Source organism: Faecalimonas hominis (genome assembly GCF_054660755.1).
Window position 1 is genome coordinate 14,226 of the sequence record NZ_BAAHSH010000052.1, and the last position, 15,489, is coordinate 29,714.

The following is a 15,489-nucleotide window of genomic DNA, read 5'->3' on the forward strand; positions in this document are numbered from 1 at the left end:
TTTTAAGTTGCAAGCGGAAATGTCACTGTAACCGCCAACGATTTTTCATCTTCCGTCGACGCCTGAATCTTTCCCTTATGCACCTCCACAGTTGCCGCCGCAATGGAAAGTCCAAGTCCATATCCCCCCGTCTCCGAATTTCTGGACGTATCCGTCCGATAAAACCGGTCAAATAAATGTTCTGTCTGTTTTTTCGATATTTCTTCCGTCGTGTTAAAAACCGTAAAATAAATTCGCTTTTTCTTCTTCTCCAGCGTCACCATAATTTTACCGTTGTCGTCCGCGTATTTTACCGCATTGTCCAATAAAATCGCAGCTAATCTGCGAATTGCCATTTCATCTCCCTTCAATGAAATCATCGGAAGAATTTTGCTCTCCAGCAACTTATCCTGCGTCTTTGCAAGTGTCTGAAACGTTCCTACCGTTTCTTCCACAACGTCCGACAGAGAGAATTCTGTCATGAGTTGTTTTGTCCTCTCTTCCTCCATGCGCAATAATAAAATAAGGCTGTTCGTCAGTTCTGCCATTCTCTTTGTCTGATTTTGAATATCATTTACCCATTCATTTTCCCCAAAATCCATTTTCAGCACTTCGGCATCTGCATCAATGATTGTAAGCGGTGTTTTTATTTCATGTCCCGCATCGGTAACGAATCGTTTCTGTTTCTCGTAATTCTCTAAAAACGGCTTTACAATATGAGCGGATAAAAAAATCATCAAAATCAGAACCGCTAAAAGTCCGATAACGGACACCCCAACAGCCGTAAAGATAAAATTGTAAAATGTATTTAAACTGCGTCCGCAATCCAAAAAGACAATCCGCACATTGCTTTCTTCAGAACTCACGGCATATCTGTACTCCCCTATAAATCCTCTCTCTTTTCCATTCGCCCATACCTCTTTTGCATAGTCAATCGCATCTGAAGTGTCAATTCTTGCAATTTTCCCGGTATCTGCCATAACAACGTTTCCCGAATCATCAAGCAGAACCGAAAAATATCTTGACTCATATGGAATTTCCGGTGACCTCTGTCCCAAATCTCCCATATTCCCATTCGGTTCCATTCTCGGAAATCTTCCCCCATTGTCTTCAAGAAGCGTAAGTATTCTGTCCGCCTCCGAAACAATATTCCTATAGTTTAAGACACCTGCGATTCCCTCAATAATGAGAAGCACTGATAGCAGGGAAATCATAGATGCAGCGATGAGTTTTATCCTTAATTTTTTAATCATTTTATTTCCTCCAGGGAATATCCCACATTGCGAGTCACTTTAATCCGAACATTGGCATGCAGCGCCGCCAATTTCTTTCTTAAATAAGATATGTACACCCACACGACGTTCATCTCCGCTTCACTGTCATATCCCCAGATATTTTCTATAAATTTCTCAGCAGAAATTAAATGATTCGGATTGAGCATCATAAGTTCCAACATTTGAAATTCTTTGTTTGCCAGGTTATAACTCCCCGAAGGAGTGGAAAGTTCAAAGGTTGCCCTATCCAATATAATATTTCCAATCTGTAACTTAGAATCGTTCTGCGCTGTCTGCGTGCGTGTCATCGCACGGATACGCGCCAACAGTTCTTCTGCATGAAACGGTTTGGACAGATAGTCATTTGCTCCCGAATCCAGACCGAGTACTTTATCTTCCACTTCTGATTTTGCCGTCAGCAGAAGTACCGGAATGGAGTTCCCACAACTTCTAATCGTCTTTAAAACAGTAATTCCATCTATCTTCGGTATCATAATATCCAAGATGACACCGTCATAATTATCCGCCTCCAAATAATCCAGCGCTGCCCTGCCGTCATATACCGCATCTACGGAATAATGATTTCTTTCCAAAATTGCTTTCAACGCCCTCGACAATGGTTTTTCGTCCTCCACAAGCAATAAACGCATTTTTCCACCTCCTGCAAATTGTAATAATTATTCGTATTATATCACAAAAAACATACATCGGAAATTTTTGTCGTATACACGGCAATAAAATAAACAGGTGTCGGGAAAATTCCCAACACCTGTTTATTTTATGCGCTTGTGCGTTCAAACTGCGAGTTATAAAGTTCTGCATAGAAACCATTTCGCAATAACAGTTCTTCATGATTCCCCTGCTCTACAATATCTCCGTCTTTCATTACTAAAATCAAATCCGCGTCACGTATTGTTGAGAGACGATGTGCAATAATGAAACTTGTACGTCCTTTCATCAGGTTATCCATTGCTTTCTGAATGCGCACTTCCGTTCTCGTATCAACAGAACTTGTCGCCTCGTCTAAAATAAGAATCTTCGGATCAGCAAGAATTGCCCTGGCAATTGTAAGTAACTGTTTCTGCCCCTGCGAAACGTTACTCGCCTCCTCGTTTAATTCCATATCGTATCCGTTTGACAGCGTCTGAATAAACCGATGCGCATGTGCCGCTTTTGCAGCCTCAATCACTTCCTCATCTGTGGCATCTAATTTGCCATAGCGGATATTATCTTTGATGCTTCCGTGGAACAACCACGTATCCTGAAGTACCATACCGAACATCTGACGCAGTTCACTTCTGTTAAAATCTTTCAGGTTATGACCGTCAATCAATATTTCCCCTGAGTTGACATCATAAAATCTCATCAACAGTTTAATCATTGTTGTCTTTCCTGCGCCTGTAGGTCCTACAATCGCAATTTTCTGTCCCTGTTTCACTTTTGCGGAGAAGTCATTGATAATAATTCTGTCTTTGTTATATCCAAAGTGAACATTTTTGAACTCTACATTTCCTTCCAGTCCTTCTACGGAAACCGGATTTTCCGCAAACTGGTCTTCTTCCTCTTCCTCCAAGAATTCAAAAACTCTTTCCGATGCCGCTGCCGTAGACTGCAGCAAGTTTGCCACCTGCGCCACCTGTGTAATCGGCTGCGTAAAACTTCTGACATATTGGATAAAGGATTGAATGTCACCAACCGCAATTTTATCTTTAATCGTTAAGTAACCTCCCAAGATGGCTACCGCTACATATCCGAGGTTTCCGACAAACTGCATAATCGGCATCATCATTCCTGAGAAGAATTGTGATTTCCATGCAGACTGATATAAAATCTCATTCGTCTCATCAAATTCACGGATAACATCTTCCTCTTTATTGAAGGCTTTTACAATATTTTGTCCACTGTAAACTTCTTCCACCTGTCCGTTTACATGCCCTAAATATTCCTGCTGATTCTTAAAGTGTTTCTGAGAACGCTTCACGATAAATGAAATCAGTGTCATGGACACGGGCAAAATCAAAAGCGCCACTAAAGTCATCAGTGGGCTGATGCGAAGCATCATAATCAACACGCCGACAATCGTTGTAAAGGAGGTGATAACCTGCGTTGCACTCTGGTTCAAACTCTGGCTCAGCGTATCCACGTCGTTTGTTACTCTTGATAAAACTTCCCCGTGTGTTTTTGTATCGAAATAGTTCATCGGCATACGGTTAATCTTTTCTGAAATTTCTTTTCTCAGACGATAAGTCAGTTTTTGGGAAACTCCCGTCATAATAAATCCCTGAATATATGCGAACAGTGCGCTGACTACATATAATGTCAGTACGGTAAGGAGAATACGGGCAATTTTATCAAAATCAATTCCTTTTCCACCGGATACTTTTCCCACAAGGCCTTTGAAAATTTCCGTTGTCGCATCACCTAAAATTTTCGGTCCCACAATAGTAAAAATTGTACTTCCGATGGCAAAAATAATAACAAATCCGATGGCTATCTTATAGTTTCCAAGGTACGCCATCAGTTTTTTAATCGTGCCTTTAAAGTCTTTTGCCTTTTCTCCTGTTCCCATTCCGCCGTGTCCCTGCCCCATCGGGCCTCTTTGTTTTGGCTGATGATTACTCATTGTCTTTCTCCTCCTTTCCTTCCATATCTCTTCTTAATTCTTCTTCTGATAACTGTGACATTGCAATCTGTCTGTAAACCTCACAGTTTTTCAATAACTCTTTATGCGTTCCTTTTCCTGCTATCTTGCCTTCATCGAGAACAATAATCTGTTCCGCATGAAGAATTGTACTGATACGCTGTGCTACAATTAAAACTACACTGTTTGATGTGTGTTCCTGCAGCGCCTTACGGAGTGTTACGTCCGTTTTATAATCCAGTGCGGAAAAACTGTCATCGAAGATGTAAATATCCGGATTTTTCGCAATCGCCCTCGCGATGGACAGACGCTGTTTCTGTCCTCCGGAAACATTTGCGCCACCCTGAGAAACAGGACTCTCAAACTGCTCCGGTTTTGCGTCAATGAACTCTTCCGCCTGCGCAATGCGGGCTGCTTCCTTCATCTCCTCTTCCGTACCTTTTGTATTTCCATACATAATATTGGAAGCAATCGTTCCCGAGAAGAGAATACCTTTCTGCGAAACATACCCCAGTTTTTCTCTCAAATCATGCTGTGAAACGTCTCTGATGTCCACTCCGTTTATACGGATTGTTCCTCCCGTCACATCATAAAATCTCGGAATAAGATTTACCAGCGTAGACTTTCCGCTTCCCGTACTTCCGATAAATGCAGTTGTTTTTCCCGCCTCCGCAACAAAGGAAATGTCGTGCAGCACATCTTCCTCTGCATTCGGATACTGGAAAGATACATGGTCAAATTCAACACTTCCGTCTTTTTTATCCTCAATTTTCTTTGGATTTTTTGCATCATGAATCATCGTTTCACTTGTCAGTATTTCATCAACACGGGAAGCAGATACCGATGCTCTCGGAAGCATAATGGAAATCATACAAATCATTAAGAACGCCATAATAATCTGCATTGTATATTGAATAAACGCCATCATATCTCCAACCTGCATCTGTCCGTCATTGATTCCGTTTGCACCTACCCACACAATCAAAACGGAAACTCCGTTCATAATAAGCATCATTGTAGGCATCATTAACGTCATTGCTCTGTTGACAAAAAGATTGGTGCGTGTCAAATCTCTGTTTGCTTTGTCAAAACGTTCTTCTTCATGTTTTTCTGTGCTGAATGCACGGATAACCGGAAGTCCTGTAAGAATTTCTCTTGTAACAAGGTTTAGTTTATCCACTAAATTTTGAAGCATTTTAAACTTAGGCATCGCAACGATAAAGAGAGTGAATACTAAAATGGAAATCAATACAACGGCCAAAGCAATAATCCATGACATTGACACATTTGTATTCAGTACTTTTATGACGCCTCCAATGCCAATGATCGGTGCATATAAAACCATTCGTAAAAGCATTACAATCACTAACTGAATCTGTTGAATATCATTTGTACTTCTCGTGATAAGCGAAGCCGTTGAAAACTTATCAAATTCCCCGCTAGAGAATCCCACTACCTTTTTGAAAATACCGCTTCGCAAATCTCTACCGGTTGATGCGGCAATTCTCGATGCCAAAAGTCCAACCATAACGCTCACAAGCATTCCCAAAAGTGCAAGTGCAAGCATCTTGCCGCCGGTTGTCAAAATGTAAGTGGTCTGAATCTTATCTACATCGACCCCCAATCTCTCATAAGCCGCCTTAATATATAGTGTGGACGCCTGTTCAAGCATCGTGTCCGGCATATCCTTCAACTTCTCGTTCATCTGTTCAAGAATTGCCATTCGCTGTTGTTCCGGCAGCATTTTCAGTTCTTCCGGATTCATCTTTTTCTCTGATTCGCCTGCCGCCATTTCAGTATTTAGCAGCATCGGTCTGTTCAAAATCTTTTCTAATTCTTCTGTATTCTCAGTTTCTTTTAATACATATGCCTCTTTTTCATATGTATCTTTGTCTGTCCCATACGCCTTCTTTACTGTCTCTATATCTTCTTTCGTCATAAAAAGAAACAGATTTTCCATATCGGCTTTTGAAATCTTCTCCGGAATATGTTCATCAATTCCGCCCTGCTGAATTCCCACATTGACAATATCTGAAGTGTATGACGGCAAAGATAAATCGCAATATGCCTGCAAAATAAGTACCGCAACAATTGCCACTACGGATACTGCATGGGGTTTTAAAAATTTCAATATTTTTCTCATGCTAATCTCCCTTCTAATTTTTATCTAATAAATTTTCTTTCATCTGAATCAAAAGTCTGCGAAGAAGCATAATCTCTTCCTCACTCATATTCGCAAACGCTTCCTGTTCAAGCGTTTTGAGAACTGACTCCATGTGGTGTGCAATCTCTTTTCCTTTTTCCGTAATAAAAATACGAGTCATTCTCTGGTCTTTTTCGTCCTGTTTCTTGACGATATATCCTTCCCCTTCCAATTTCTTTATCATTACGGTCATGGACGGCGGAGTAATACCTAGTTTTTTTGCAATTTCTTTCTGAGCCATACCGTTATTTTTACGCAAAGCCCAAAGCATGCCTCCCGCTCCGGGGTGTACTTTCAAATCGCGGAATAACTGCATACTTCTTTGGATATAAAGGTGCATTACCTGATTCATCAACAACTGCGTACACTGTTCCATGTCTTCCCTCCTATTCACAATTAGTTAGATATCTAACTGATATATTAGTAGTATCTTCCAATACAGTCAAGTATTTTATATTTTTTTTATATTCTTTTGTAATTTTTTACAGAAAATATATTTAGATATCTAATCATTTATTTTTCTTGTTGGTATTTACAAATTCTGATATAATATGAGTATAAACGACAAGGAGAATGACTATGTATACATTTATCGTAAACCCGCATTCCCGCTCCGGCGAAGGGCAGAAGACGTGGGAAGAAATACATTTACTTTTAGAAAAGAATCATATTCCTTTCGAGGTATATTTTACCCGCTATCAAAAACATGCTACAACCATTATGAAATCTCTGACTTCCGATTCCGTCACACGCACAGTTATTGTTCTCGGAGGTGACGGCACCATAAATGAAGTTATTAACGGAATTGAAGATTTTAAACATCTGACACTCGGATATATTCCGACCGGCTCGGGAAATGATTTTGCACGGGGGTATTCCCTCCCTTCCAATCCGAAAGAAGCTTTGGACTATATCCTCCATTCTCCCCATATTCACTATATGGATATCGGAGAAGTTTCTTATAAGAATAAAAAGCGGCGTTTTGCCGTCAGCTGCGGAATCGGATATGATGCCGGGATATGCCATGAAGCAGTTGTTTCTAAAATCAAACCTGTTTTGAACCGTGTTCATCTTGGGAAACTGACCTATGCGCTTATCGCTGTCCGGCAATGGTTATTTCTGACGCCATATGAATGTACCATCATGCTGAACCACTCAGAAACACACCATTTTTCCCACTGCTATTTCGTCAGCGCCATGAATCACCGATATGAGGGCGGAGGAGTACAGTTTGCCCCTCACGCAGATCCTGAGGACCGTCTGTTAAGTATCTGCGCAGTTGCCGACGTTCCAAAATGGAGGCTGCTCCTCGTCCTCGCTGCTGCCCTGTTCGGAAAGCATACACACTTGAAGGGAAGCCATCTGTATAATTGTGAAACAATTTCCATTCAGTATGGCGGTGCCATGCCCGTACACACAGACGGAGAACCTGTATTTTTACAGAAAGACATTTCTGTTTCCTGTCTTTCTGAACGTTTGCGCATCATTACAGCAAGATAAGGAGGTAAATTATGCCTGTATTAATTCTTTTGCTTATTTTCTTACTTTTTTTATACATGATTGCTCCGAGATTCCGCTTTCGGAAAAACTTAAAACCGTTTATCCGCTATGATTATGCCCACCGCGGTTACTGGAATATACATAAAGCGATTCCCGAGAACTCCCTCTCCTCTTTTCGTCTTGCGGTTTCCCACGGGTTTGGTATTGAACTGGATTTGCATTTGACAAAGGACAATAAAATTGTTGTATTTCACGATGATTTTCTCACAAGAATGTGCGGTGAAAATCTGTCCGTAGAAAACACAACTTACGAGGAATTATCCCGCCATACACTTGCCGGCACTTCCGAAAAGATTCCTCTCTTTTCAGAAGTACTGGCACTTGTAAACGGGCAGACTCCTCTTTTGATCGAATTAAAACTGCCGACTTCTGACACCACTTTATGTTCTCTTGTCTGCCGGGAACTGCAAAACTATAACGGGGCATATTTGATCCAGTCTTTTAATTCACTTGGATTACTCTGGTTTAGAAAACATGCTCCCCACGTTATCCGGGGACAGTTATCCTCAAATTTGACAAAAACAGAACCGGATATCCCCTTTATTGCCTGCTTTTTCGTGAAATATCTTCTTTCCAACTTAATAACCAGGCCTGACTTTATCTCTTACAAACTTCATGACGAGAAAAATATCAGCCTGTTTTTGCATAAATATCTGTTTGGCACACCGATTGCTGTGTGGACATTACGGACAGAAGAAGATTTCACTTACGCCAAATCAAAATATTCTATTATGATTTTCGAGAAATCTTAAAGTTTTTATTAAGAAAACAACTCCTTCCTTGTGGTTACATTTGTACCATGCTATAATTCTACGAAGATACTATTAACAAAAGGAGTCTGACATTTCTTATGTGGAAAAAACTTTGGGAAAAATACAGACATGGCTGGGTTTTTTTATATATTTTCATCTATCTGCCGTGGTTCTTTTATTTAGAAAAACATATTACAACCGATTATCATCTGATTCATGCATCTCTTGATGATAAGATACCTTTCATCGAATATTTTATTATTCCGTACACACTTTGGTTCGCGTTTATCGCAGTGACTATCGGATACTTTTTCTTCTTTGGGGAGAAGTCAGAATTTTATCGCCTGATTATTTTATTGTTTTCAGGAATGACTATTTTCCTCATTGTATCCACAGTTTATCCGAACGGACTGCAATTAAGACCGGAGACATTCGCACGGGATAATATCTTTGTGGATATGGTAAGACAACTGTATGCGGTGGATACCTCCACAAATGTGCTGCCGAGTATCCATGTATACAATTCACTGGGAGCTTATATTGCCATCTCCCATTGCAGCAAATTAAAACAGTATCGCTGGGTGCAGATTTTAACTTTACTGCTGACGATTTCCATTATTCTGTCTACGATGTTCTTAAAGCAGCACTCTGTTATTGATGTTGTCGCCGGATTTATCATGGCAGGAGTCTTATATCTCATTGTGTATAAACCGGTAAAAGTACGAGGGAAAAATTCGTTAGAAAATTTAGCATAATTTTATTGACTATCTGATAATTAAGTTGTATGATAAGGTTAAATAAAAAGATTCTTTAAGGAGGCGGTTGTATGTTAACCTTATCATTCGCACTTTTAGTTGGTATCATTTTAACCTTGATTCTCCTCATTTTTATTGACGAAGAATCTTCAATCAAAGTTCCTTTCCTTCACCGGAAAGTATCCATCGTTGATATGTCTACCAAGACGGCATTTATTTCCGCATTCATTTCTTCTATGGTAAAACATATTAAAGATTGGGGAACCGTTACAATCAGCAATATTTGCAGATTGACAAACTTACATAAGGAGGTATAGCAGTTTGAGTCAAAGCGATTAAAAGGCGATGTCACAATTTATATTGTAGCATCGCCTTTTAATTTACAGCATTTCAATAAATGCGGTTAATCTTGTATTTAATTGTCCGATATCAGCCTGAGAATAGTCTGTCTCCACACTGATATATGGAATATGTTTCTTCTCATTTACAAACTTTCTAATCCCCAGTGTCTCCACATTGTATGTATGACAGGCCTGAAGAACAACTTCTACAACACCGTCCACTTTATATTCGTCAATCAAACGTCCGAGTAATTCCAAACGGTTTGGATTTGGCGTCATTACCGAACAGCCAATTGCCAGATATCGCCTTGCCAACGCATCATATACGTCCGGATTTTCTTCATCTACTAATTTGTCAATAGATTTTGCTCCACTGCAGTTCTCATAAGTAACGACAACTCCACCATTATCCTCAATTGCCCGAATTACCTTCTCCGTTGCTCCTCCGATCGGACAGCCTGTAATTAAAATACGCGGCTTTTTCGGGATTGTTTGTCCTTTTGCGTACTCTGCCTCAATCTTCTCAACAAGAGGATCGACTTCTGATGGAATTTCTTTTCGGTCAAACTTAAATGTGCTTCCATACAGCACTTTAAATAAATCATGTCCGTACATTGCAACAGGATCATGCCGCATCGTTTCATAAAGTCTTCTCAAAGATAATCTCGCCTTATTATTATCTCTGATTGCCTCTCTTATCTTATCCTCCGTAATTTCCACCTGAAATCTTTCTTCCAAAACTTCCTTAAAACGAATGATTTCTTTTTTCCATAATTCCAAGGCATTTTCTGACTGTGTGTTTGGCAGTTCCATAATGTGTACCGGCTTAAACTCTGCCATATACTCATACATTTTTTTCTTTCCATCGCAGGTTGTCTCTCCCACAACTAAATCAGAAAAATAAAAGAATGGACATTTATCCGTCTTCGCAAATCCATAACTTGATTTAATGAGCGGACATAAATTTTTCGGAAGGTCTTTCTCCGCGTCCGGTATCGTTTCGTCCGACGTGGAACATAAACTGACTGCTGCCGCCCCCATTGCCATAACAATTTCCTGTGGAAAGTATGTACAATATACCCCCACAATCGGAACCCCTTTATCTTTCAATTCTTTTACTGCAAGAAATGATTTTTGTCTCTGCTCCGCAAATTCTTCAAAAACTTCAGGTAAATCCTTAATTAATTCCATCTGTCTGCCTCCTTATACTGTAAACCTTATAAAATATATAGTACCATCTGTTTCCTACGGAATCTAATCGTTTTTTTATATACATTTTCCCTATTTATAGTTTTTTTCTATACCCAATTTTATATTTACCTGATTGGTATAATATTCAAAAGCGCTCGGTATCGGATATTCTTTCTGAATCTCCTCCGGGTGAATAAACAGCATATCTTTTTCACAACTTTTCTCCAGTTCATCTACATGGACGGCATATCCCGTCATATGCCACTCCACATGGCTGAACACATGCTTTGCCTCACCCAGTTTTTTAATTCGCATCGGATATAATCCTTTTGTTTTACTGTAGGAAATCACTTCGTCCTCCGTAAAATGTCCCTCTTCGTTCGGGAACTCATACAATCCCGCCAAGAGTCCCTTTGATTTTCTTTTCCTTATGGCAATATTCTCACCGTCCCGGAAAACAAATACGGTTCTGTTTTCTATCCGCCGTTCTTTTGTTTTCGCTTTTACGGGAAGTTCCTCCACTTTATTTTCTTTCTTTGCCTGACAAACCGAACCCAACGGACATTTTTCACATTTTGCCATTCCTTTCGGCGTGCAGATTAACGCTCCCAACTCTATTAATCCCTGATTAAAATCACTCGCGCTGTCCTTTGGAATGACACCGTCCAACATGTACTCTATCTTCGTACGCACTGCCGGTTTCATGATATCCTCTTCACTTGCGATTACCCTTGAAATGACACGCAGTACATTTCCGTCCACCGCAGGTTTCGGTATACCGTAGGCAAAGGAGCAGATTGCCCCCGCCGTATAATTCCCAATTCCCGAGAGGGATAAAACTTCTTCATATGTTTTCGGAAATTCTCCGTGGAATTCTTCCATAACCTGTACAGCCGCCTTCTGCATATTTCGAACACGGTTGTAATATCCCAATCCTTCCCACAATTTCAGTAACTTATCCTCTTCCGCCTCTGCTAAATCTTTCACCGTAGGAAGTTCCTTTAAAAATCGGTCATAAAACGGTTTCACTGCCTCCACTCTCGTCTGCTGCAGCATAATCTCCGAAACCCATACTCTGTAGGCGCTGACATTTTCCCTCCATGCTAACTGCCGTTTATTTTCCCGATACCATGAGACAATCGGCTGCACAATTTCCTTCAACTGTTCCTGCTCCAAAATAACCGGAACTTCTTTATATAGTGAAATGCTGTCTTTCTTCACTTTACAGTCATATGCCAAAATGTGTACTCCTGCTTTTTTCGCCTTCCGCAGTGCATCTCCAAACGCTTTGTGTGTCCTTTCATTTGGCGTAAAATACGATACTTTATCCATCTGGATAACAAAAATAACATACGCCTCGTATCCCTCCGAAACCGCATGGCACAATTCTTCCACATGTTTTACTCCCCGTTCCGTCGGAGCGTCAGGAAAACGCACTATACCGTCTTCCTCAAGAGTAACTCCCTTCACTTCGATAAATGCTTTTCTCTCCCCTTCTTCCACATACAAGTCAAATCTGGATTGTCCGTATGTCGTCTCCGGTTTGATCAGAGATGGATTTGCAAATAAATTCCCCTTCTCAATCCATTCTTTTACTACTGCATTAGTAATTTGGGAATCCATATTAATCATTCTGTTTCCTTTCTTCACACCGATTAAATCCCATTTTGTTTTCCGATTCGGATTGTCACTCTCCTGCACATAGACCGTCGCCCCCGGAATGAGAAGTTCCCTGCACCGCCCTGTATTCTTCACATGAACCGTTTCCTTCCTGCCCGCTATATTTACATACGCAATAAAACGATTGGGGCGTTCAACGAACGTCCCAACCTTAATTCTTTCATATTTCATTTATTTGCAAACCTCTTCCCACGCCTGCTCCTTAAATCCCGGAATGGCAAATGTCTCACCGATAAGCAATGGACGTTTTACTAACATTCCGTCTGTTGCCAATAATTCCAACTGTTCTTCCTCAGACATCTCCGGCAATTTATCTTTCAATTTCATTTCCTTATACTTCATTCCGCTTGTGTTAAAGAAACGTTTCAATGGAAGCCCACTCTTCTCATACCATTCTTTCAACTCTTCTTTGGACGGGTTGTCCTCCACGATATGTCTGTCCGTAAATTCCACTCCGTTCTCCTCAAGCCACTTCTTCGCTTTCTTGCACGTTGTGCATTTTGGATATTCTATAAATAACATCTTTCATTCTCCTCCTAACTGTTCTTGATAAATTCAGTCTTGCACGACGGGCAGGTAATACAGATTCTTCCCTTTCCCTTCGGCACTCTTATCTTCTGCTTACAAGTCGGACATTTATAAATATGATGTGTCTTTCTCTGCTCAAAATAAGATTTCTCTCTGCGAAAGAATCCAAAAAAGTCTTTCTTCATATTCAAGAATTTCACATTCTCATTATACCTTTTCTGAACATCTCTCGATAACATTCTAACATAACAGACTACGAGTAACAACAGGGCAAGTAAATTTAAAAAATTACTGTCAAAAAGAATACTTGTAATAAGTAAGACCAACGTTACGCCAAACAAAAATTTGTTGAGTGTATCCGAACCGTATCGTCCCATCATAAACCGTTGTATTTTTTCTTTCATGTTCATTCCTCACTTCTTCAATAATTTGTACCCACTATATGCTTTATCCTTTTGAAAGTCAATACAGTTTATCAAATGTTAATGAACATTAGATTCTTTTCACTTCTATAATACTTTTGACAGAAATTCTTTCAACCTTTCATCTTTTGGATTAGAGAAAAATTCTTCTGGTGCATTTTCTTCTTTTATCTGTCCTTCGTCCATAAAGATAACTCGGGTTGCCACTTCCCTTGCAAATCCCATCTCATGTGTAACGACAACCATCGTCATTCCTTCGTCGGCAAGTTCTTTCATCAGCGTAAGAACTTCTCCTACCATTTCCGGATCCAACGCTGACGTAGGTTCATCAAAAAGCATTACCTCCGGATTCATCGCCAACGCTCTCGCAATTGCGATACGTTGTTTCTGTCCTCCCGACAACTGTTTCGGATACTGATCCGCCTTATCCGGAAGACCTACTCGAACTAATAATTCTTCCGCCTTTTTATCCGCCTCTTCTTTGCTCATCAGACCAAGTTTAATCGGTGCAAGTGTAATATTTTCCTTTACGGACAGATGTGGAAATAAATTAAACTGTTGGAAAACCATTCCCATTTTCTGACGCAGTTTGTTGATGTTACACTCTTTACCCGTAATATTATTTCCCTCAAACCACACTTCTCCGCCTGTCGTTGTCTCCAGAAGATTCAGGCAACGCAAAAACGTAGATTTTCCCGAACCGGAAGGACCGACAATAACTACCTTTTCTCCCTGCTCAATGTGAATGTCAATCCCCTTCAATATTTGATTTCCGTGAAATGATTTCTGTAAGTTCTTTGTTATAATCATCTTGCCAGTCTCCTTTCAAGCAATCCCTGTAACTTTGTCAAACCAAGTACTATGATAAGATAACATACTGCTGCGACATAAAGCGGCGGAAGAATGTTATAGTCTGTTGAACCTATGTATTGTGCTGCCTTTGTCAAATCCGTCACCGCAATAATTCCCGCCACAGATGTCTCTTTTATCAATACAATAAATTCATTGCTGAGTGCCGGAAGAATATTTTTGATTGCCTGTGGTACAATGATATACCGCATTGTCTGAATATAGTTAAATCCGAGTGAACGCCCTGCTTCCATCTGACCTTTATCAATGGATTCAATTCCCGCACGAATAATTTCCGCAACATATGCACCGGAGTTAATTCCGAAGCAGATTGCACCTACCACAATTTCATTTGTATCTCTTGCAGTAAAAACTAAATTGTAAATGATAAGCAGTTGTACCATAACCGGAGTTCCCCTTATCACGGTTATATAAACGTTGCAGAGCCATTTCAAGCCAACCAACACTTTCTTTTCCGAAGCGCTCACTTTAATGACTGCTATTAAAAGTCCGATAGCCACCCCGATTGCAATGGCAAACAGGGAGATTAAAATTGTTACTTTCAATCCGTCCAGATATACCAAATATCTCTGGTCATAAATCACGGCATTATAAAAACCGTCAATAAAATTTTGAATCAAATCCATTTTGCTTTTTCCTTTCAAGATTATTTCTGTGTATGGTTTGCAGTAAATTCTTCAATCTTTCCATCTGCAATCAGTTTATCAATTACTTTGTTGATTTTATCCAAAAGTTCCTTATTACCTTTTTTTACCGCAATGGCATATTTATCCTCAAAAAGAACACCGTCTAAAATCTTCAATTCTTTATTTTCTGAGATAAGTTTTTCGGCAGGATACTTGTCCATGACAATGCAGTCCACTTTATTGTTTTTTAAGTCCTCACTTGCCTGTGCAAATTTTGTATATCTTTTCACTTCTTTTGGCTTACAGTTTTCCTCGTTTGATACCCAACTGTCCGCAATATTCCCCTGCTGCACAGCAACTACTTTTCCATTCAGGCTCTCTCCCGACACTTTACCGGAAATTGCCGGATTTTCTCCGTTTACGACAATCACTTCCGTCGAATCCACATATTCGTGTGAAAAATCCATTGTCTTTTTACGCTTTTCATTGATGGAAACACCTGCCGCAACAAAATCTACTTTTCCGCTTGCCACACTGGCCAACGCACCGTCAAACTCCATATTTTTGATTTTCAGTTCTTTTCCCATATCATCTGCAATCGCTTTTGCAATATCCATGTCAATTCCGACAACTTCTTTGCCTTTCATATGATGAATTGTAAACCGAG

16 protein-coding genes are annotated in these 15,489 nt (G+C 40.0%); 4 read left to right on the plus strand and 12 right to left on the minus strand.

The features are described 5' to 3' along the window. Window positions 1–2 precede the first annotated feature (2 nt). The 5 genes from ACYQ35_RS09770 to ACYQ35_RS09790 all read right to left on the minus strand — a co-directional run bounded on the left by ACYQ35_RS09770 (window position 3) and on the right by ACYQ35_RS09790 (window position 6,473). Window positions 3–1,232 carry a sensor histidine kinase gene (locus tag ACYQ35_RS09770; protein WP_459832898.1) on the minus strand — a complete coding sequence of 410 codons (1,230 nt, stop codon included), beginning with the start codon at window positions 1,230–1,232 and terminating at the stop codon, window positions 3–5. Beyond that, on the minus strand, window positions 1,229–1,903 hold the full coding sequence (locus ACYQ35_RS09775) for a response regulator transcription factor (protein WP_009461245.1): 675 nt from the start codon (window positions 1,901–1,903) through the stop codon (window positions 1,229–1,231). Before ACYQ35_RS09775 ends, ACYQ35_RS09770 begins: the two co-directional genes overlap by 4 nt. A gap of 128 nt (window positions 1,904–2,031) precedes the next feature. Next, the gene (locus ACYQ35_RS09780; protein WP_459832903.1) at window positions 2,032–3,876 is read right to left on the minus strand and encodes an ABC transporter ATP-binding protein; all 1,845 of its coding nucleotides are present in this window, start codon (window positions 3,874–3,876) and stop codon (window positions 2,032–2,034) included. Beyond that, window positions 3,869–6,037 (minus strand): ABC transporter ATP-binding protein, encoded by a 2,169-nt coding sequence (locus tag ACYQ35_RS09785; RefSeq protein WP_459832906.1) that lies wholly within the window; start codon window positions 6,035–6,037, stop codon window positions 3,869–3,871. Before ACYQ35_RS09785 ends, ACYQ35_RS09780 begins: the two co-directional genes overlap by 8 nt. A 13-nt stretch (window positions 6,038–6,050) precedes the next feature. After that, window positions 6,051–6,473: a MarR family winged helix-turn-helix transcriptional regulator gene (locus ACYQ35_RS09790; RefSeq protein WP_009461248.1), complete on the minus strand. Its 423-nt coding sequence runs from the start codon at window positions 6,471–6,473 to the stop codon at window positions 6,051–6,053. A gap of 203 nt (window positions 6,474–6,676) precedes the next feature. Here ACYQ35_RS09790 and ACYQ35_RS09795 point away from each other — a divergent pair, with 203 nt between their 5' ends. The 4 genes from ACYQ35_RS09795 (at window position 6,677) to ACYQ35_RS09810 (ending at window position 9,481) form a co-directional block, all read left to right on the plus strand. Beyond that, window positions 6,677–7,597, plus strand: a complete 921-nt coding sequence (locus ACYQ35_RS09795; protein ID WP_459832911.1) for a diacylglycerol/lipid kinase family protein — start codon at window positions 6,677–6,679, stop codon at window positions 7,595–7,597. An 11-nt stretch (window positions 7,598–7,608) separates the two neighbouring features. Next, on the plus strand, window positions 7,609–8,409 hold the full coding sequence (locus ACYQ35_RS09800; protein WP_009461250.1) for a glycerophosphodiester phosphodiesterase family protein: 801 nt from the start codon (window positions 7,609–7,611) through the stop codon (window positions 8,407–8,409). A gap of 98 nt (window positions 8,410–8,507) precedes the next feature. Beyond that, window positions 8,508–9,164 (plus strand): phosphatase PAP2 family protein, encoded by a 657-nt coding sequence (locus ACYQ35_RS09805; protein WP_459832915.1) that lies wholly within the window; start codon window positions 8,508–8,510, stop codon window positions 9,162–9,164. Window positions 9,165–9,235: 71 nt separating this feature from the next. Continuing rightward, window positions 9,236–9,481: a hypothetical protein gene (locus ACYQ35_RS09810; RefSeq protein WP_459832919.1), complete on the plus strand. Its 246-nt coding sequence runs from the start codon at window positions 9,236–9,238 to the stop codon at window positions 9,479–9,481. A 63-nt stretch (window positions 9,482–9,544) separates the two neighbouring features. Here ACYQ35_RS09810 and ACYQ35_RS09815 read toward each other — a convergent pair whose 3' ends face one another. The 7 genes from ACYQ35_RS09815 to ACYQ35_RS09845 all read right to left on the minus strand — a co-directional run. After that, window positions 9,545–10,696: a double-cubane-cluster-containing anaerobic reductase gene (locus ACYQ35_RS09815; protein ID WP_009461253.1), complete on the minus strand. Its 1,152-nt coding sequence runs from the start codon at window positions 10,694–10,696 to the stop codon at window positions 9,545–9,547. A 90-nt stretch (window positions 10,697–10,786) separates the two neighbouring features. Then, window positions 10,787–12,547, minus strand: a complete 1,761-nt coding sequence (mutY, locus tag ACYQ35_RS09820; RefSeq protein ID WP_009461254.1) for an A/G-specific adenine glycosylase — start codon at window positions 12,545–12,547, stop codon at window positions 10,787–10,789. Continuing rightward, window positions 12,548–12,898, minus strand: a complete 351-nt coding sequence (locus tag ACYQ35_RS09825; protein WP_009461255.1) for an arsenate reductase family protein — start codon at window positions 12,896–12,898, stop codon at window positions 12,548–12,550. Between the two features lie 14 nt (window positions 12,899–12,912). Further along, on the minus strand, window positions 12,913–13,308 hold the full coding sequence (locus ACYQ35_RS09830; protein ID WP_009461256.1) for a hypothetical protein: 396 nt from the start codon (window positions 13,306–13,308) through the stop codon (window positions 12,913–12,915). 105 nt (window positions 13,309–13,413) lie between these two features. Beyond that, window positions 13,414–14,136 carry an amino acid ABC transporter ATP-binding protein gene (locus tag ACYQ35_RS09835; protein WP_009461257.1) on the minus strand — a complete coding sequence of 241 codons (723 nt, stop codon included), beginning with the start codon at window positions 14,134–14,136 and terminating at the stop codon, window positions 13,414–13,416. Beyond that, complete coding sequence (locus ACYQ35_RS09840) at window positions 14,133–14,822, minus strand: amino acid ABC transporter permease (RefSeq protein WP_009461258.1); 690 nt, start codon at window positions 14,820–14,822, stop codon at window positions 14,133–14,135. Before ACYQ35_RS09840 ends, ACYQ35_RS09835 begins: the two co-directional genes overlap by 4 nt. Before the next feature lie 20 nt (window positions 14,823–14,842). Then, window positions 14,843–15,489 (minus strand): ABC transporter substrate-binding protein (locus ACYQ35_RS09845; RefSeq protein ID WP_459832928.1); only part of this gene is annotated, 647 nt, incomplete at its 5' end.

Excerpts from the sequence above, each read along its gene's own strand:
- ACYQ35_RS09770 (WP_459832898.1), bottom strand. The coding sequence starts at position 1,232 with ATGATTAAAAAATTAAGGATAAAACTCATCGCTGCATCTATGATTTCC.
- ACYQ35_RS09775 (WP_009461245.1), bottom strand. The coding sequence starts at position 1,903 with ATGCGTTTATTGCTTGTGGAGGACGAAAAACCATTGTCGAGGGCGTTG.
- ACYQ35_RS09780 (WP_459832903.1), bottom strand. The coding sequence starts at position 3,876 with ATGAGTAATCATCAGCCAAAACAAAGAGGCCCGATGGGGCAGGGACAC.
- ACYQ35_RS09785 (WP_459832906.1), bottom strand. The coding sequence starts at position 6,037 with ATGAGAAAAATATTGAAATTTTTAAAACCCCATGCAGTATCCGTAGTG.
- ACYQ35_RS09790 (WP_009461248.1), bottom strand. The coding sequence starts at position 6,473 with ATGGAACAGTGTACGCAGTTGTTGATGAATCAGGTAATGCACCTTTAT.
- ACYQ35_RS09795 (WP_459832911.1), top strand. The coding sequence starts at position 6,677 with ATGTATACATTTATCGTAAACCCGCATTCCCGCTCCGGCGAAGGGCAG.
- ACYQ35_RS09800 (WP_009461250.1), top strand. The coding sequence starts at position 7,609 with ATGCCTGTATTAATTCTTTTGCTTATTTTCTTACTTTTTTTATACATG.
- ACYQ35_RS09805 (WP_459832915.1), top strand. The coding sequence starts at position 8,508 with ATGTGGAAAAAACTTTGGGAAAAATACAGACATGGCTGGGTTTTTTTA.
- ACYQ35_RS09810 (WP_459832919.1), top strand. The coding sequence starts at position 9,236 with ATGTTAACCTTATCATTCGCACTTTTAGTTGGTATCATTTTAACCTTG.
- ACYQ35_RS09815 (WP_009461253.1), bottom strand. The coding sequence starts at position 10,696 with ATGGAATTAATTAAGGATTTACCTGAAGTTTTTGAAGAATTTGCGGAG.
- mutY (WP_009461254.1), bottom strand. The coding sequence starts at position 12,547 with ATGAAATATGAAAGAATTAAGGTTGGGACGTTCGTTGAACGCCCCAAT.
- ACYQ35_RS09825 (WP_009461255.1), bottom strand. The coding sequence starts at position 12,898 with ATGTTATTTATAGAATATCCAAAATGCACAACGTGCAAGAAAGCGAAG.
- ACYQ35_RS09830 (WP_009461256.1), bottom strand. The coding sequence starts at position 13,308 with ATGAAAGAAAAAATACAACGGTTTATGATGGGACGATACGGTTCGGAT.
- ACYQ35_RS09835 (WP_009461257.1), bottom strand. The coding sequence starts at position 14,136 with ATGATTATAACAAAGAACTTACAGAAATCATTTCACGGAAATCAAATA.
- ACYQ35_RS09840 (WP_009461258.1), bottom strand. The coding sequence starts at position 14,822 with ATGGATTTGATTCAAAATTTTATTGACGGTTTTTATAATGCCGTGATT.